At 66.7% G+C, this 17,557-nt stretch carries 16 protein-coding genes and 1 tRNA gene; 7 read left to right on the top strand and 10 right to left on the bottom strand.

Translation table 11 applies throughout. The annotated features are described in order from the left end of the window. Positions 1-30: 30 nt before the first annotated feature. A complete protein-coding gene (gene def, locus PQB87_RS17445) occupies positions 31-534 on the bottom strand; it encodes a peptide deformylase (protein WP_011353573.1) in 504 nt (167 codons plus the stop codon). 184 nt (positions 535-718) lie between these two features. Between def and dprA the strand changes: the two genes are divergently transcribed. The 3 genes from dprA to PQB87_RS17460 all read left to right on the top strand — a co-directional run bounded on the left by dprA (position 719) and on the right by PQB87_RS17460 (position 5,273). After that, positions 719-2,038 (top strand): DNA-processing protein DprA, encoded by a 1,320-nt coding sequence (gene dprA, locus PQB87_RS17450; protein WP_233345472.1) that lies wholly within the window; start codon positions 719-721, stop codon positions 2,036-2,038. 36 nt (positions 2,039-2,074) lie between these two features. Then, a complete protein-coding gene (locus PQB87_RS17455) occupies positions 2,075-2,455 on the top strand; it encodes a thioredoxin family protein (protein WP_021159864.1) in 381 nt (126 codons plus the stop codon). 193 nt (positions 2,456-2,648) lie between these two features. Then, on the top strand, positions 2,649-5,273 hold the full coding sequence (locus tag PQB87_RS17460) for a DNA topoisomerase III (RefSeq protein WP_060062938.1): 2,625 nt from the start codon (positions 2,649-2,651) through the stop codon (positions 5,271-5,273). A 142-nt stretch (positions 5,274-5,415) separates the two neighbouring features. Here the strand turns inward: PQB87_RS17460 and PQB87_RS17465 are convergent, their stop codons facing one another. Then, positions 5,416-6,465, bottom strand: coding sequence for a transcriptional regulator GvmR (locus tag PQB87_RS17465; RefSeq protein ID WP_059688353.1), 1,050 nt, complete (start codon positions 6,463-6,465; stop codon positions 5,416-5,418). Between the two features lie 426 nt (positions 6,466-6,891). Here PQB87_RS17465 and PQB87_RS17470 point away from each other — a divergent pair, with 426 nt between their 5' ends. Next, positions 6,892-7,905 carry a D-2-hydroxyacid dehydrogenase family protein gene (locus PQB87_RS17470; RefSeq protein WP_027788844.1) on the top strand — a complete coding sequence of 338 codons (1,014 nt, stop codon included), beginning with the start codon at positions 6,892-6,894 and terminating at the stop codon, positions 7,903-7,905. Positions 7,906-7,952: 47 nt separating this feature from the next. Here the strand turns inward: PQB87_RS17470 and PQB87_RS17475 are convergent, their stop codons facing one another. After that, positions 7,953-8,819, bottom strand: a complete 867-nt coding sequence (locus PQB87_RS17475) for a patatin-like phospholipase family protein (protein WP_111942249.1) — start codon at positions 8,817-8,819, stop codon at positions 7,953-7,955. Positions 8,820-8,827: 8 nt separating this feature from the next. Further along, on the bottom strand, positions 8,828-9,232 hold the full coding sequence (locus tag PQB87_RS17480; RefSeq protein ID WP_027785770.1) for a PaaI family thioesterase: 405 nt from the start codon (positions 9,230-9,232) through the stop codon (positions 8,828-8,830). A gap of 190 nt (positions 9,233-9,422) precedes the next feature. Here PQB87_RS17480 and PQB87_RS17485 point away from each other — a divergent pair. Further along, positions 9,423-9,498 (top strand) — tRNA-Lys (locus PQB87_RS17485). A 213-nt stretch (positions 9,499-9,711) separates the two neighbouring features. Beyond that, entirely contained in the window at positions 9,712-10,764 is a 1,053-nt protein-coding gene (locus tag PQB87_RS17490; RefSeq protein WP_153488953.1) for a DUF3592 domain-containing protein, read from the top strand. Positions 10,765-10,818: 54 nt separating this feature from the next. Here the strand turns inward: PQB87_RS17490 and PQB87_RS17495 are convergent, their stop codons facing one another. Further along, the gene (locus tag PQB87_RS17495; RefSeq protein WP_153488954.1) at positions 10,819-11,433 is read right to left on the bottom strand and encodes a CGNR zinc finger domain-containing protein; all 615 of its coding nucleotides are present in this window, start codon (positions 11,431-11,433) and stop codon (positions 10,819-10,821) included. 81 nt (positions 11,434-11,514) lie between these two features. On the opposite strand from PQB87_RS17495, the gene PQB87_RS17500 reads away from it, so the two are divergent. Continuing rightward, the gene (locus tag PQB87_RS17500) at positions 11,515-12,330 is read left to right on the top strand and encodes an alpha/beta fold hydrolase (protein WP_153488956.1); all 816 of its coding nucleotides are present in this window, start codon (positions 11,515-11,517) and stop codon (positions 12,328-12,330) included. A 30-nt stretch (positions 12,331-12,360) separates the two neighbouring features. Here the strand turns inward: PQB87_RS17500 and PQB87_RS17505 are convergent, their stop codons facing one another. The 5 genes from PQB87_RS17505 to phnA all read right to left on the bottom strand — a co-directional run bounded on the left by PQB87_RS17505 (position 12,361) and on the right by phnA (position 17,531). Then, complete coding sequence (locus PQB87_RS17505; RefSeq protein ID WP_489242424.1) at positions 12,361-13,119, bottom strand: amino acid ABC transporter ATP-binding protein; 759 nt, start codon at positions 13,117-13,119, stop codon at positions 12,361-12,363. Further along, a complete protein-coding gene (locus tag PQB87_RS17510) occupies positions 13,116-13,796 on the bottom strand; it encodes an amino acid ABC transporter permease (protein WP_027788824.1) in 681 nt (226 codons plus the stop codon). The genes PQB87_RS17505 and PQB87_RS17510 overlap by 4 nt, the downstream gene beginning before the upstream one ends. 14 nt (positions 13,797-13,810) lie before the next feature. Then, positions 13,811-14,593 (bottom strand): amino acid ABC transporter substrate-binding protein, encoded by a 783-nt coding sequence (locus PQB87_RS17515; RefSeq protein ID WP_048025642.1) that lies wholly within the window; start codon positions 14,591-14,593, stop codon positions 13,811-13,813. A 215-nt stretch (positions 14,594-14,808) separates the two neighbouring features. Continuing rightward, positions 14,809-16,263 carry a phosphonoacetaldehyde dehydrogenase gene (phnY, locus tag PQB87_RS17520; RefSeq protein WP_489242425.1) on the bottom strand — a complete coding sequence of 485 codons (1,455 nt, stop codon included), beginning with the start codon at positions 16,261-16,263 and terminating at the stop codon, positions 14,809-14,811. 29 nt (positions 16,264-16,292) lie between these two features. Then, complete coding sequence (gene phnA, locus PQB87_RS17525) at positions 16,293-17,531, bottom strand: phosphonoacetate hydrolase (RefSeq protein WP_059688933.1); 1,239 nt, start codon at positions 17,529-17,531, stop codon at positions 16,293-16,295. Between the last annotated feature and the right edge of the window lie 26 nt (positions 17,532-17,557).

Genomic DNA, 17,557 nt, shown 5'->3' on the forward strand with positions numbered 1-17,557 from the left:
GCTTTCGGGGTCGGGCAGGGCGAACGCGCGTCACATCGCGCGTTCGAGTTTCTTCATCTTCGTCTTGATGCGCGTCTGCTTGAGCGGCGACAGGTATTCGACGAACACGCGCCCCATCAGGTGATCCATCTCGTGCTGGACACACACGGCCAGCAGGCCCTCGCAGTCGAGCTCGAAGGTCTCGCCCTGCTCGTTGAGCGCACGCACGCGCACATGATCGGGACGCTCGACTTCGTCGTAGATGCCGGGCACCGACAGGCAACCCTCTTCGTAGATCTGCTTCTCGTCGCTCGACCACACGATCTCGGGGTTGATGAACGCGCGCAGCTCGTTCTTCTCCTCGGAGACGTCGATCACGATCACGCGCTCGTGCACGTCGACCTGCGTGGCCGCCAGGCCGATGCCGGGCGCTGCGTACATGGTTTCGGCCATGTCGGCGACGAGCTTGCGGATCCGGTCGTCGACCTTGTCGACGGGCTTTGCGACCTTGTGCAGCCGCTTGTCGGGGTAATGAAGAATATTGAGTAAAGCCATGGCGTTCGGTATTCGTGGGGCGGCATGCCGCATCGGCCATCCGGCCAGCTGGCGGTGCCGCCGGGATGCAATGAAGATGAGGCGGACGCGCGGCGAATCAATGCCGCGGATCACGCCTCCTGCAATTGGCCGGGCGCCTGCGCGCGCGGCCCTGTCGAGTATTTCGGATGATGAAAATTTTATCATGGCGCCACGCGGTCCGCTGGCCGCCGCATTCGAGGAGCGCCTCATGTCGCCGCAAGTGCTGACCGCCTCCGCGCTGCGCGCGTGGCTGCAGCTCGCGCATGCGCCCGGCCTCGCACCCGCCGTGCTGCAGGCACTGCTCGACGCGTTCGGCTCGCCGGATGCGCTGCTGCGCGCGTCCGTCCAGGCGATCGCCGCCGCAACCAGCCCCGCCGCGGCCCAGGCCGTGCGCGCGAGCGAGCGCGGCGACCTCGACGCGCGCACCGACGCCGTGCTCGCCTGGCTCGACGCGCCGGGCAACGCGCTCGTCACGCTCAACGATCCGGCCTACCCGCCGCGGCTGCGCGACCTGCACGATCCGCCGCCGCTGCTATATGTAAAGGGCCGTCTCGACCTGCTGCACGCGCGCGGTCTCGCCGTGGTCGGCAGCCGCCACGCGACGCCGCAGGGTCTCGCCGACGCGACGCGCTTCGCCCGCGAGCTGTCCGACGCCGGGCTTCCGGTCGTGTCGGGCCTCGCGCTCGGAATCGACGGCGCCGCGCATCGCGGCGGGCTCGACGGCCGGTCAGGCACGGTCGCGGTGATCGCGACCGGCGCCGATCTCGTCTATCCGGCGCGACACCGTGCGCTCGCCCACGAAATCGCCGCTCACGGCGCGATCGTGTCGGAGTGGCCGCTCGGCACACCAGCCCGCGCCGCACACTTCCCGCAACGCAACCGGCTGATCGCCGCGCTCGCGATCGGCGTACTCGTCGTCGAGGCCGCCCCGCGCTCCGGCTCGCTGATCACCGCGCGGCTCGCGAACGAACTGGGGCGCGATGTGTTCGCGATGCCGGGCTCGATCCATGCGCCGCTCGCGCAGGGCTGCCACGCACTGATCCGCGACGGCGCGAAGCTGACAGCGGCGCCGCTCGACGTGCTCGAGGAGTACGGGCTGGGCGAACCGGCTGTTCACGCGGCGGGCGATGCATCGTGCACCGGAAATCAGCTCGCCAGCGCCGCCAACCTCCGCGGAACCGAGGCTGCCGGCGTCATGCAGGCCGATCCGCTCGTTGCAGCCGGCCCGCCGGCGCGAGTCGAAGCATCGCCGGCGCTACCCCACTGCCCGTCCGAACAGGCCGTACTCGCCGCACTGGGATACGGCCCCGTCACCTACGAATGGCTCGCCGAACACAGCGGCCTCGCCGACGACGTGCTGCACGGCGCGCTGCTCGCGCTCGAGCTGGCCGGTCGCGTCGCGAGCGTCCCCGGCGGACGCTTCGCGCGCCTTGACGCAGCGCCCACCCCGGCCACGCACGGCGTGCTACATTCCCCCGCATAGGGGCGGCCAAGCCGCCGACGATATCCAAGGAAATCCATGCCCGCGCTGAACCTCGACACCGATGCGGATCGGATCGCCGAGCGCCTCGCCGATCCCGGCACGTTGCTCGTCGCCTGCCTGTGCGCCGAGTGGTGCGGCACGTGCCGCGACTACCGGACGGCCTTCGACCAGCTCGCCGACGCGCATCCGGACGCCTGCTTCGCCTGGATCGACATCGAAACGCATGCCGACCAGCTCGACGATCTCGACGTCGAGAACTTCCCGACGATCCTGATCGAAGATACCCACACCGCACGTTTCTTCGGCACGGTGCTGCCGCATGCGGCAATCGTCGAGCGGATGCTGTCCGACCTGAGTGCGGTACCCGGTGCGCCGCACGCACCGAAATTGCGCAACGTCCTGACCGTCGAAGCCTGAATTCGCGAGCCGGCCCGGTGGTTTTGCGCCCGTTTGCGCGCGCCGCCGCGCCGGGCGCTTGCCGCCGTTGCAGGCCCCCTCTATGATGAGCCGCTTTTTGCACGCCGAGCCGCCGTCGCGTCGGCGTGTGCTATAAAGCGGTCGTTAAAGGGACCCACAACCGGCGAACCCGGTCTACCAACACACACCTGTCATGTCCAAAGCACTGATCATTGCGGAAAAGCCTTCTGTCGCGAACGACATCGCACGCGCTTTGGGCGGCTTTACCAAGCATGACGAGTATTACGAGAGCGACGATTTCGTCCTTTCGTCCGCTGTCGGCCACTTGCTGGAAATCGCCGCCCCGGAAGAGTACGAGGTCAAGCGCGGGAAATGGAGCTTCGCGCATCTGCCCGTCATCCCCCCGCATTTCGACCTGAACCCGATCGCAAAAAGCGAGTCGCGCCTCAAGGTGCTCACGAAGCTGATGAAGCGCAAGGACGTCGACCGCCTGATCAACGCATGTGACGCGGGGCGCGAGGGCGAGCTGATTTTCCGCCTGATCGCGCAGCACGCGAAGGCGAAGCAGCCGGTCCAGCGCCTGTGGCTGCAGTCGATGACCCCGCAGGCGATCCGCGACGGCTTCGCGAACCTGCGCAGCGACACCGACATGCAGCCGCTCGCCGACGCCGCACGCTGCCGCTCGGAAGCCGACTGGCTCGTCGGGATCAACGGCACCCGCGCGATGACCGCGTTCAACAGCAAGGGCGGCGGCTTCTTCCTGACGACAGTTGGCCGCGTTCAGACGCCAACACTGTCGATCGTCGTCGAACGCGAAGAGAAAATCCGCCGCTTCATCCCGCGCGACTACTGGGAAGTGAAGGCGGAATTCGCGTGCGCGGGCGGCTTCTACGAAGGCAAGTGGTTCGACCCGAAATTCAAGCGCGACGAATTCGATCCGGAAAAGCGCGACTCCCGCCTGTGGAGCCTGCCGGCTGCCGAAACGATCGTCGCCGCGTGCCGCGACCAGGTCGGCACGGTCTCGGAGGAATCGAAGCCGTCGACACAACTGTCGCCGCTGCTGTTCGACCTGACGAGCCTGCAGCGCGAAGCGAACAGCCGCTTCGGCTTCTCCGCGAAGAACACGCTCGGTCTCGCGCAGGCGCTGTATGAAAAGCACAAGGTGCTGACCTACCCGCGTACCGACGCGCGCGCGCTGCCGGAAGACTATCTGTCGACGGTCCAGTCCACGCTCGAGATGCTCAAGGAGAGCCACAACTACCTGCCGCATGCGAAGCAGGTGCTCGACAAGGGCTGGGTGAAGCCGAACAAGCGCATCTTCGACAACTCGAAGATCAGCGACCACTTCGCAATCATCCCGACGCTGCAGGCACCGAAGTCGCTGTCCGAGCCGGAGCAGAAGCTGTACGACATGGTCGTGAAGCGCTTCCTCGCCGTGTTCTTCCCGGCCGCCGAATTCCGTGTCACGACGCGGATCACCGAAGTCGCCGGCCATCACTTCAAGACCGAAGGCAAGGTGCTCGTCGAGCCGGGCTGGCTGCAGGTGTACGGCCGCGACGCCGAAGGCGCGGACGCGAACCTCGTGCCGGTGCAGAAGGACGAGAAGGTGAAGACGGACGAAATCGCCGCCGTCGCGCTCGTCACGAAGCCGCCCGCTCGCTATTCGGAAGCGACGCTGCTGTCCGCGATGGAAGGCGCGGGCAAGCTCGTCGAAGACGACGAACTGCGCGAAGCCATGGCCGCGAAGGGCCTCGGCACGCCGGCCACGCGTGCGGCGATCATCGAAGGCCTGCTCGGCGAAAAGTACCTCGTGCGTGAAGGCCGCGAACTGATCCCGACCGCGAAGGCGTTCCAGCTGATGACGCTGCTACGCGGGCTCGGCGTGAAGGAACTGACCGCGCCGGAGCTCACCGGCGAATGGGAATACAAGCTGTCGCAGATGGAGCGCGGCAACCTCGGGCGCGACGCCTTCATGCAGGAAATCGCCCGCATGACGCAGCAGATCGTCAAGCGCGCGAAGGAATACGATTCCGACACGATCCCCGGCGATTACGCGACGCTCGAGACGCCGTGTCCGAACTGCGGCGGCCAGGTGAAGGAAAACTACCGCCGCTTCGCGTGCACGAAGTGCGAGTTCTCGATCTCGAAGATCCCGGGCAGCCGGCAGTTCGAGATCGCGGAAGTCGAGGAACTGCTGCGGGAAAAGACGATCGGCCCGCTTTCCGGATTCCGCAGCAAGATGGGCCGCCCGTTCTCGGCGATCCTGAAGCTCTCGTTCGACGACGAGACGAAGAACTACAAGCTCGAGTTCGATTTCGGCCAGGATACGGGCGGCGAGGAAGGCGAGGCGCCCGACTTCTCGACGCAGGAACCGGTCGGCGCGTGCCCGAAGTGCAAGGGCCGCGTGTTCGAGCACGGGATGAGCTACGTGTGCGAGCACTCGGTGGCCAACCCGAAGACGTGCGACTTCCGCTCGGGCAAGGTGATCCTGCAGCAGGAAATCACGCGCGAGCAGATGGGCAAGCTGTTGGCCGACGGCCGCACGGATCTGCTGCCGAACTTCAAGTCGTCGCGTACCGGCCGCAACTTCAAGGCGTTCCTCGTGAAGCAGCCGGACGGCAAGATCGGCTTCGAGTTCGAGAAGAAGGAACCGAAAGCCGCCGCCGCGAAGAAGACTGCGAAATCGGCGACGAAGGATGCCGAAACCGTGACGGAAGGTGCAGACGAGAAACCGGCACCGGCTCGCAAGACCGCCGCGAAGACTGCCGCCACCAAGACGGCGGCTCGCAAGACGACGACCCGCAAGACGGGCTCGTAACAGCCTGGACGCCGGGGCTGGCTTTCTCCCGGCGCGCCCTGCTTCGTCAGGCAGCCATAAAAAAACGCGGATCGACTGCTCGATCCGCGTTTTTCTTTGTGCCGGCGGTAACCGACGCCCGGCCGCCCGGGCCGTCGCGCCGTTACAGCGGCGACGGCGCCGCGACGCGCGTGCGCGGCGAACGCGGCAGGCGCGGCGACAGGTTCGGGTCGGCCGATTCCGGTTGCTCGGCACGCGTCTCGACACCGATCGGCGCGAGCGCGGAGCTCTGCGCGGCCCACTGCTCACCCATCGTCGCGTCGGTCGAGTGGCTGAAATGCTCGACGAGGTGGTCGATGAACGTGCGCACCTTCGCGGGCAGATGGCGCCGGCTCGGGTAAGCGATGTTGATCTCGACCTGCGGCAGCCGGAAATCCGGCAGCAACCGCACGAGCGCACCGCGCGCGATGTCGCCGCCGATCAGGTAGCTCGGCAGGATCGCGACCCCCATCCCGAGCAACGCGAACTGGCGCAGCATCGCGGTGTTGTTCGCGACGATCACGTTGGTCGGGCGCACGCGCACCTCACCGTCCGGCCCCGTGAACACACGCTCGTCGCCCCAGTATTCGGTCGGCAGGCTCAGGCTCGGATGCTCGGCGAGATGCTCCGGATGGGTCGGCACGCCGTGCTTCTCCAGATAGCTCGGCGTCGCGCACACGGTCATGCAGCCGGTGGTCAGGCGCCGCGTGACGATGCTCGCGCTGCGCATCTGGCGCGTGACGACGATGCCGACATCGAAACCTTCCTCGACCAGATCGACCTGCCGGTCGACCAGCGTGAGATCCGGCACCACTTTCGGGAAATTCTCCGTGTACGACTGCAACACGGGCGCGAGGTTATGCAGGCCGAACACGACCGGCGCAACGATGCGCAGCGTGCCGACCGGCTCGTGATTGCGTGCGACGACCATCTGCTCGACGTCTTCCAGCTCATCGAGGATCTGGCGGGCACGCTCCAGATAGACCTGGCCTGACTCGGTCAGGGAAAGGCTGCGCGTGGTGCGGTTCAGCAAACGCGTGCCGAGCCTGCCCTCCAGATCGGCGACGTGACGCGTCGCGACCGCGTTGGAGATATCCATTGCACTCGCGGCCCGCGCGAAACTGCCGAGATCTGCAACCTTGACGAACACGCGCATCGACTGCAAATGATCCATAAACGACTCCTGCCGCTGTTACAACTTCAAAAAGATGAAGCAAATGCGTAATTCTCCTACGACAGCGGAAATGATGCAGAGTTGCTCAACAAGGCCCCGGTTGACGATAAAAATAGTCAAAAATCCTCGCCCTCTGCGGATAGTTGATCCAATTATTCCGATTGAGACAACAATTGGGTGAACCTCGTCGTGTAAGCGGCCGAATCAGGAAGGACGTATTTGATGCGACACAACAGCGCACCCTTCTGCCCTTCCCGCGAGCGGCGCCGGGTCAGGCCGCCGCCAATTGCGGCGGAGCGTAACAACCTGTTAAAAAGACACCACGAAGGCGGCTGACATAGCATCATGTCGGCCCCGGCCGGGCGGGACGGGTGCGCGAGGTGCGCCGCCGCCACCGCCGCTTTCAACGCGCGACACCCGCTCATCATGAAAATTGCCATCCTCGACGACTACCAGGACGCCGTCCGCAAGCTGAACTGCTTCGAGATGCTTGCCGGCCACGACGTGAAGGTCTTCAACAATACGGTGCGCGGATTGGGACAACTCGCCAGCCGTCTGGCGGAAGTCGAGGCGCTCGTGCTGATTCGCGAACGGACCCCGATTTCGTCGCAACTGCTCGCAAAGCTGCCGAACCTGCGCATGATCAGCCAGACCGGCCGCGTGTCGAGCCACATCGATCTCGAAGCCTGTACCGACCGCGGCATCGCGGTGCTCGAAGGCACGGGCTCGCCGGTCGCCCCCGCCGAACTGACCTGGGCGCTCGTGATGGCCGCCCAGCGCCGCATTCCTCAGTACGTCGCGAACCTGAAGCAGGGCGCCTGGCAGCAGTCGGGCCTGAAGACGTCGGCCATGCCGCCGAACTTCGGCCTCGGCCAGGTGCTGCGCGGCCAGACGCTCGGCATCTGGGGCTACGGCAAGATCGGCCGGCTCGTCGCCGGCTACGGCAAGGCGTTCGGGATGAACGTGCTGATCTGGGGCCGCGAGCATTCGCTCGAGGCCGCGCGCGCCGACGGCTATACGGCCGCCGAAAGCCGCGAAGCGCTGTTCGAGCAGAGCGACGTGCTGTCGCTGCACCTGCGCATGCATGACGACACGCGCGGGATCGTGAAGCAGGAAGACCTGATGCGGATGAAGCCGACGTCGCTGCTCGTCAACACGAGCCGCGCCGAACTGCTCGAGGAAAACGCACTGGTCAACGCGCTGTCGCACAACCGTCCGGGGATGGTCGCGATCGACGTGTTCGAGAGCGAGCCGATCCTGCAGGGCTACAGCCTGCTGCGAATGGAAAACGTGATCTGCACGCCGCACATCGGCTACGTCGAGCGCGAAAGCTACGAGCTCTACTTCAGCGCGGCGTTCCGCAACATCCTCGCGTTCGACGACGGCGACATGTCGAGCGTTGCCAACCCGGAAGCGCTGACGCCGATCCGCAAGCGCTGACCGCGCGGGCTGCGCACGCCGCAGCCCCGCTCCTCCATTCCCGATCGTCAGGCGGCCACGCGGCCGCCCGTCATCGCGCCGACGCGCGTGAGGAAATGCTCGCCGTCGCGCCGACCGAGATCGTACGCATGCCGCATCTGCGACGGGCTCGTGTAATCCCAACTCGAAATCGGCACCTTGCTCGAAGGCTGGACGTACAGCCGGCGCTGCTCGCCATGCGCGACCGTGAACATCTGCGGGCGCGGATACAGCCGCGTGACGAGCACCAGCACGTCGCCCGGCGTCGGGTCGAGCGCGTCGACCGGCACGTTGTCGACCATCCCGCCGTCGAGCACCGGCCGGCCGCCGCGGCGCAGCACCGGCGTGAACGGCGGCGTGCAGGACGACTGCAGGATCAGGTCGGCGAGTTCCTCGACTTGCGTGCAGGCCTGCGCACGCACGAATTCGGGCCGAAAGCCGAGCGTGCGCCCGAGCGTCGGGTGCAGCGTCTTGCGCACGTACTTCTCGATGTTGTACGCGACGAGACCGGCGGCGACTGCGCTGCGCGCACCGAGCCAGCGCGGCACATGCGACACGCCGATGCGGATCTCCGGCGCCGCGGCAAGCTTCGCGAACGGTTCGCCGTAGATGTCGAGCAGCGCCTGACGGTAAATCCGGTAATGCGGAAACACGGGCTCGCGCCCGAACAGGTTGCCCCAGTACGCGTTCTTCCGGTTGTGGCGCAGCGCCTCTTCGTAATAGCGCATCACCCAGGCGGCGTCGCGTGTATACAGCATGCAGGCGGTTGCCGCGCCGGCCGAGATACCGGTGATCACGCGCGGACGCAGGCCGAGCGCCGGCTGCGCGACGTCCCAGAAGCCGGCCTGCCACCAGCAGCGATTGCCGCCGCCCGCAAAGACGATCTGGTCGAACATCGCGCCGCTCAGCTGACGAGCGCGTAGGTCGACGTCGCGTGAACGGCCATCTTGCCGTCTTCGTCGAACAGCTCGACTTCGCCGAATACGAGATTGCGCCCCATCCGCAGCACGCGCGCGGTGACGAGCACGTCGCCCTTGCGCACGGGACGCATGAAGTTCGTGTTCAACGACACGGTCGTCATCGGCCGGAACTCGCCGAGCGCGGCCGAGATCGCGACCACCATCGCGGTATCGGCGGCCGCCGTGAACACCTGGCCGCAGATCACACCGCCCGAATGGCGGAATTCGCCGGAAAACGGCAGGCGCAGCGTGACGCTGTCGTCGCCGATCGACACGGGGACCAGACCGAGCGAGCGGACCCAGGGGGCCAGCAGGCGATCCAGCAATTCGCGGACTGCGTTTTCGTCCATCTTCGAAAGCCCAGAAAGCGTTGCGCGACCGCCGCGCAACACGTGTGGCGTCATCATACCGGGAGCACGAAAACTGCGATCGCTCGTTATCGGGCCGGCAGCCACCGTTGTCGTGACGAAATATTCTCAGGAAATTTGCAGAAAGGACTTGCCAAGCCTGAAATGCTCGTGCATAATCTTTCTTCTGTTGGGGGCGTTAGCTCAGTTGGTAGAGCAGCGGACTCTTAATCCGTAGGTCGAGTGTTCGAGTCACTCACGCCCCACCAGGAATTTCAAAGGCCGGTCAGCGCAAGCTGACCGGCCTTTTCCGTTTACGCCGCTTTCCTGCCGTTTTTCATTTACGCCGCCTCGCTTCGCGTTGCGCGCCCCTCGCGGTACGCGAGCGCACCCATCTTCCGCATCGTTTCCGCTAGAATCGTCCGACAAATATCACACGACCGGCGCAGGCACTGTGGTTCGCCCGCCGGCACTGAGAGAGCATGGGACGTCAGACATGGAAGCATGTGAACGGGACGCGACCATTCAGAGGGCCTGGTTGCGCCGATATCGGCCGGTTCGGCGGGTCGCGCGATCCCTCCGATCAAGCCGGAATCCGCAGTGCGAAGCACGACGAACCGGATCCGGTCATGCCGGGTAGGGACGCACTCGTCGCGATGGCGCTCGGCGTCGTGCTGCTCGTACTGGCCGCCATGCTCGCCGTGACGGCCGGGCAGGCGACCGGCCAGCTGGTCCGTGCACCGGGCACGGTCGTGCGCATCGTGCAGGACAGCGACGCGATGCGCGCGTACCGGCCGATCGTCGCGTACCTCGCGAACGACGGCCAGCGTCGCGAAGTCGCCGGCAATACCGCATCGACCGTCCCCGCCTACGACATCGGCGAGAACGTCGAGGTATGGCTCGACCCCGGCCACCCCGAACGCCCCGCGCTGATCGACGATTTCGCGCAACGCTGGTTTCCGGCAATCGTGCCGGCGCTGCTCGCCATCGCATCGTTCGCGATCGGCGGCCTGCTGATCGCCGGCGAGCGCCGGCGCCGGTCGTCCGCCCCGCCGCCGGCCCGCCGCGCCCGCAAGCACGTGCGCAGCCGCTGGGATATCGCGATCGTGCTGATTCCGATCGCGATCGGCACGGGCTTCATCGCCGGCGCCGGTGCGGCCGGCCTGCGCCAGTGGCAGGTCATCCATCACTATGCGCGTTCCACCGGCCATGTCGTCGAGATCGCGAAAAACACGCACTCGCCCCGCGCGCGCACGTCGCTGTATTCGGCGATCGTCGCGTTCACGACCGACAGCGGACGCCAGATCAAGTTCGCGCAGGGTTCGGCGTCGTCGCATCCGGGCCTGCACGAAGGCGAAGCGGTCAACGTGCTGTACGACCCCGTCACACCCGAGCGCGCGGTGGTCGACCGCTTCTGGGATCACTGGGGCCTCACGGCCATCCTGTTCGCGATCGGCGCACCGTTCCTCGCGGCCGGGCTGTTCATCGCCGCGACGCTGTGGCCGGAACATCCGCCGCACGAAGCCGCGCCATGACGTTCGCGTGCCGGCCGCGCACCGCGCGGCACGACGACCAGCTCGGCGCGCACGTCACCGCTCCCTGAACGCCTCCACTTTCGCGCGGTTCCCGCAGGTGCGCATGTCGCACCAGCGCCGCCCGACACCGCGCCCGCGATCGACGAAGAACCACGTGCAACGGCCGCACTGGCGCACGCGCGCAAATTCGTCGCTGCGCAGCAGATGCTCGAACCCGAGTGCGGCCGCGTCGACCCAGCGCGACGCGACGCGCGCGTCGGGCCGCCACGCGAACCGGCCGTCGACCGCATCGAACGCGCTGCGCCCGATCGCCTCGCGGATCGCAACGGCGAGCCGGCCCGCCGCGCGCGCGCCGGCAGTGCCGCCACTGCCGGCCGTCAGGTGTGCGATCGCGGTGTAAGCCTCCTCGCGAAAGCGACGCAGCGCGACCAGTGCGTCGGCGTCGTCCTGCCGCGCATGACGCAGAAGCCGCGCCAGATCGGCCGGCACCAGCAACCCCGATCGCTCCACCCAGGCATGCACGGCCGGCCAGTCGACGAACTTGTCCGCGTCGCGCGTCTTGCCCGTGTCGGCCACCGTGTTGAGGAAGTCGAGCGCCGGATGGCCGCCGACGAAATCGGCTGCCCCCCATTCATGCGCATGTCGCACGGGTTCGTGTCGAGTAACCATTTATTTTCACCTATCGGTTTCACACCCGAACAATCCGGAGTAACCTGTTAACAACCAAAACAGGTTAGCACGGAGATGCCGATGCTCGAACTCGCCAACCGCTTCATTTTCGAAGGCCACCGGATTGCCTGGGGAACGTTCGGCGAAGGCCCGCCGCTCGTGCTCGTGCACGGCACGCCGTTTTCGTCGCAGGTGTGGCGGCGGATCGCACCGTGGCTCGCGCGCCGTCATCGCGTGTTCTTCTACGACCTGCTCGGCTACGGTCAATCCGACATGCCGGATGCGGACGTGTCGCTCGGCCGCCAGAACGCGCTGTTCGGCGCGATGCTCGACGAGTGGAAGATTTCGCGACCGCGCGTGCTCGCGCACGACTACGGCGGCGCCACCGTGCTGCGCGCGCACTTCCTCGACGGTGTCGCCTATGCGGATCTCACGCTCGTGAACCCGGTCGCGATTGCGCCGCAGGGTTCGCCGTTCGTGCGCCACGTCGCGCAGCACGAAGCCGCCTTCACCGGATTGCCCGCGTATGCGCATCACGCACTCGTGTCGGCCTATCTCGGCAACGCCGTCGCCCGGCCGCTGAGCGACGAGGCGCTGTCGATCTACCGCGCGCCGTGGCTCACGCCAGTCGGCCAGGCCGCGTTCTATCGCCAGATCGCGCAGATGCGCCAGCACTACATCGAGGAAGCCGAGGCCCGTTATGCGCCACCGGACTTTCCGGTGCGCATCGTGTGGGGCGAGGACGACGCGTGGATTCCGCTCGAACAGGGGCAGGCGCTGGCCGATCGCATCGCCGGCGGCCAGCTGATCAGGGTGCCGCGCGCGGGCCACCTGGTGCAGGAAGATGCGCCGGAAGCGATCGTCGCGGCGGTGCTCGACCGGCCCGGGAAAGGTTGACGCCGCCTGTACCGCGTGTCGCGTGCCGCGTCAGAACACCGGCACGCCCTGCGCGAGCGTCGAGATGAACTTCGCGGTGCGCGGATCGCGCGGGCCGCCGAACAGGTCGCGCGATGCACCGGCCTCGACCACGCGCCCCTCCGCGAGAAACGCCGCGTCGTGCGCGATCGACGCGGCCAGGCGCAGGTCGTGCGTCGCCATCAGCATCGTCGTGCCTTCGCGCGCGAGCTGGCGCAGCACCTCGACGACTTCGACGGACAGCTCCGGATCGAGTGCCGACGTCGGCTCGTCGCACAGCAGCACCTGCGGCGACGGTGCAAGCGCACGTGCGATCGCGACGCGTTGCTGCTGGCCGCCCGACAGCGTGCCGGGCCACGCGTCGGCCTTGTTCGCGATGCCGACCTTCTCGAGCAGCGCGAGCGCGCGTTCGCGGGCCCGTTCGCGCGACCAGCGCTGCACGGTGACGAGCCCTTCCATCACGTTCTGCACGACGCTCAGGTGCGGAAACAGCTGAAAGTTCTGGAACACCATGCCGGTCTGTCGGCGCACCGCGAACACGGCGTCGCGCGCCGGCCGGTGCGCCGGCGAGAAGTCGATGCGGGCGTCGCCGACCGTCAGCGCACCTGCCTCGGGTACTTCGAGCAGGTTCACGCAACGCAACAGCGTGCTCTTGCCGCTGCCGGACGGCCCGATCAGCGCCGTCACGCTGCCGGGCTGCAAGGCGAGGTCGATCCCGTGCAACACGCGCTGCGTCCCGAACGACTTGTCGATGCGTTCGAGCCGGATCATCGCAACTCCGCCTGGAACAGCGCGTGACGGCCGAAGCGGGTTTCGAGGCGACGCTGCAGCGTGGACAGCACCGAACTGAGCAGCAGATAGATCAGCGCGGCTTCCGTATAGAGGATCATCGGTTCGTAGGTCACGGCCGCGATCCGCTGCGCGGCCTGGAAGATCTCCGGCACGGTCAGCACGGCCGCGAGCGACGTGTCCTTCACCAGCGAAATGAACGAATTCGACAAAGCCGGCAGCGCGACGCGCGCGGCCTGCGGCAGGATCGCGCGGCGCAGCGCCTGCGGGCGCGTCATCGCCATCGAGTACGCGGCCTCCCACTGCCCCTTCGGAATCGATTCGATCACGCCGCGGATCACCTCCGCGTTGTACGCGCCGACGTTCAGCGAGAAGCCGATCACGGCGGCCGTCAGCGGATCGAGCACGATGCCGACGCTCGGCAGGCCGTAGAAGATCACGAACAGCTGCACGAGCAGCGGCGAGCCGCGAAACAGCCAGATGTAGAACCGCACGGCGGCCTGCGCCCAGCGCGGCCCGAACAGCCGCACGAGCGCCGCGCCGAACGCGAGCAGCAGACCGATCGCGAACGACGCGAGCGTGAGCGGAACCGTGAACACGAGCCCCGCGACGAGCAGGGGCTTCAGCGATTCCGCCATCAGGTGAAGCCAGGCCGGCATCGTTCAGCCTCGCGTCACGGCTGCGACACGTCGCGGCCGAAATACTTCTGCGAGATCTTCGCGTAGGTGCCGTCGGCCTTGATGTCCGCGAGCGCCTTGTCGATCGCGGCCACCAGCGCGGGGCTGCCCTTGCGCAGCAGCACGCCCGATGCATCGCTGGCGCCGCCCGCGTCGGTCGCCGCGATCTTCAGTTTCGCGTCCGGCTTGTGCTTGCGGAAATCGAGGTACGACAGCGAATCGTTGATCGTCGCGTCGACGCGGCCCGAGCTCAGCAGGTCGATCGATTCGTTGAAGCCCTGCACCGGCACGACGTCCGCGCCATGCGCGGCCGCGAGCTTGCCGAAATTGCTGGTGAGCGTGTTCGCGGACTTCTTGCCCTTCAGGTCGTCGAACGAGCGGATCGTCGTGTTGTCCGCGCGCACGATCAGCACCGCGCGCGACGTGATGTACGGCGTGGAGAAATCGTATTTCGCCTTGCGCGCGTCGGTGATCGACACTTCGTTGACGACCGCGTCGTAGCGGTTCACGTCGAGGCCGGCGATCAACCCGTCCCACTTGCCTTCGACGAACTGCGGCTTCACGCCGAGACGCTGCGCGATCGCGGTCGCGATGTCGACGTCGAAGCCCGTCAGCTTGCCGGTCTCGTCGTGGTACGTGAACGGCGCGTACGTCCCTTCGGTACCGACCCGGAACACGCCGGACGACTTGATCTGCGACAGGTCGTCGGCCGCCAGTGCGCTCGTGACCGAAACGGCCTGCAGCATGGCGACGACCAGGATGGAGCGAAGGATTTTCATGGTGCGGACCCCGAATGATTGGAGGGAATGATCCCGCGGCACGCGCGTGCCGTTCGAGAAGTCCGCGAATTCTACCGACGCGTCGAGGCACGGCAAAAACGCAAATCGGCTATCGATATGAGCCGATCGAATAACGCGTCGATCAACGCGCCGCTCAACGCACCGATCGACGCGCGCACCGGCCGCGAAACCGGTGCGCGCGGCTTACACACCGCTTACCACGGCAGCGAATACGTCTTCGTATTCGTGAAGCTCTTCATCGCTTCCTGCACGCCTTCCTTGTACCCCAGCCCCGAGTCCTTCACGCCGCCGAACGGCGTCAGCTCGAGTCGGTAGCCCGGCACTTCGCGCACGTTCACGCTGCCGACTTCCAGTTCGGTGATGAAGCGCGTGATGTGGTCGAAGCGGTTCGTGCACACCGACGACGACAGCGCATAGTCGGTGCTGTTCGACATCCTGATCGCTTCGTCGATGTCGCGGAAACGCATGATCGGCGACACGGGCCCGAACGTCTCGTATTTCACGAGCGGCATGTCGGGCGTCACGCGATCGATCACCGTCGGCGAATACAGCGCGCCGTCGCGCACGTTGCCGACCAGCAGCCGCGCCCCGCGCGCGATCGCGTCGTTCACCTGCCGCTCGCAGAACTTCGCGGCCGCTTCGTCGATCACCGTGCCCATGTCCACCGACTGATCGGCCGGATTGCCATACGACCACGCACGCGTTTTTTCGACGACCAGCTCCGTAAAGCGATCGGCCACCGACTCGTGCACGAGCATCCGCTTGATCGCGGTGCAGCGCTGCCCCGAGTTCCTGTACGACCCCGACACCGCGAGCGTGCTCGCTTCGTCGAGATCGGCGTCTTCCATCACGATGATCGGATCGTTGCCGCCGAGTTCGAGCACCGCGCGCCGGTAGCCCATCCGCGCCGCGATCGACTTGCCGATCGATACGCCGCCGGTGAACGTGATGAGGTCGATCGCCGGGTTCGTGATCAGTTCGTCGGCGATCTCCTGCGGGTCGCCGGTGAGCACCTGCAGCATCTGCGGCGGCAGGCCCGCTTCGTACAGGATGTCCGCGAACAGGTAGCACGACAGCGGCACCTTCTCGGACGGCTTCACGACGATCCGGTTGTTGGTCGCGATCGACGGCACGATCTTGTGCGCGACCTGGTTCATCGGGTGGTTGAACGGCGTGATCGCCGAAATCACGCCGAGCAGCGGATCGCGCTGCGTGTACACGCGGCGCTTCTTGCCGTGCGGGGTCAGGTCGCACGAGAAGATCTGCCCGTCGTCCTTCAGCACTTCGCCGGCGCCGAACGTCAGCACATCGGCCACACGCCCCGCCTCGTATGTCGAATCCTTGATGCACAGCCCGGCCTCGGCGGTGATCAGCGCCGCGATCTCCGCCGTGCGCGCCCGCACGATGTCGGCCGCGCGGCGCAGGATCGCCGCGCGATCGTGGCGCGTGAGCGCCGGCCGGTATGCACGCGCGGCCGCGAACGCGCGCCGCACGTCGTCGAGCGTCGCCTTCGGCACGGTGCCGACCAGCGCGCCGTCGTACGGGTTGCGCACTTCGATCACCGCGTCCCGATGAATCCGTTCGCCGTCGATTCGCAGTGCTTCGCGACGAATCTCGCGGACGTCCGTCGATGCTGCAATGGCGTTCATGAGTGTGTCCCCTTGCGGATGCGGATGCATCACTGCAGATGGTTGAGCGCGATGTCGATGATGTCGAAGTTGCGCAGCCGCGCGCGGCCCGTGACGTCGCCGGCGACCGGCTTGCTGAAGATCAGCGGCACGATCTGCTCGGAGATCCCGCCGTGCGAACGCAGCGGCACGTCGAGGCCCGACAGGTCGTGCTTGATGCGGCGCGTGCCGAGCACGACGTCCTGCTTCGAGATCACGATCAGGTCGCCCATGCGCGCGGGCGGCAGCTCGAAGCGCGCGCAGCCCTCCGCGCCCGTCAGCACGACCTCGATGCCGTCGACCGCGGCGAGCCGCGCGCGCAGCGCCTCGGCATCGGCCGACGCCGGCACGTAGACGGTCGCGAACGAGCCGAGCGCGCCGTGGTGCACGACGTACGGATCGGTGATCGGCAGGATCACGCGCGCCGCGTCGTGACCGAGCCACTCGTCGAACAGCTCCTGCAGGTAGATCACGTTCGGCTCGCCGGTTTCATCGTCGTGCTTCGCGTTCATCCCGTGGTCGGCCGTGATCGCGACGATCGCGCCGAGTTCGTCGAGGCGCTGCAGGTACGTGTCCATCATCGCGTAGAACGCGTTTGCGCCTTCCGTGCCGGGCGCGCACTTGTGCTGCACGTAGTCGGTGGTCGACAGGTACATCAGGTCGATCGGGCGCGTCTCGAGCAGGCGCACGCCGGCCGCGAACACGAATTCCGACAGGTCCGCGCTGTACACGCTCGGCACGGGCTTGCCGACCAGCTCGAGCACGTTGTCGATGCCGTTTTCCTCGACGGTCGCCTCGTCGGCCTTTTCCGACGAGAAGCAGATGCCCTTCAGCCCCTTGCCGAGGAGGCGGCGCAGCTTGTCCTTCGCGGTGACGACCGCGACGCGCGCCCCCTGCTCGGCGAAGGTCGCGAGCACGGTGGGGGCGACCAGATACTTCGGATCGTTCATCAGCACCTCGGCGCCGGTGTCGCGATCGTAGAAATAGTTGCCGCTTATCCCATGCACCGCCGGCGGCACGCCCGTCACGATCGACAGGTTGTTCGGGTTCGTGAAGCTCGGCACCACGCACTCGCCCTTGAGCGCCGTGCCCGGTTTCAGCAGTGTGCGCAGGAACGGCGCGACGCCGGCCCCGGCGGCTTCCTCCAGGTATTCGTATGCGCAGCCGTCGACGCACACGACCACCACCGGCCGGCGCATCCAGTTGTAGCGGCGGCCGTTCACTTCCACGGATACAGGCGTTTCAGTCATGACGTTCATTCCTTTCAGTTCGAAGG

It is taken from the genome of Burkholderia sp. KL41, from assembly GCF_057005415.2.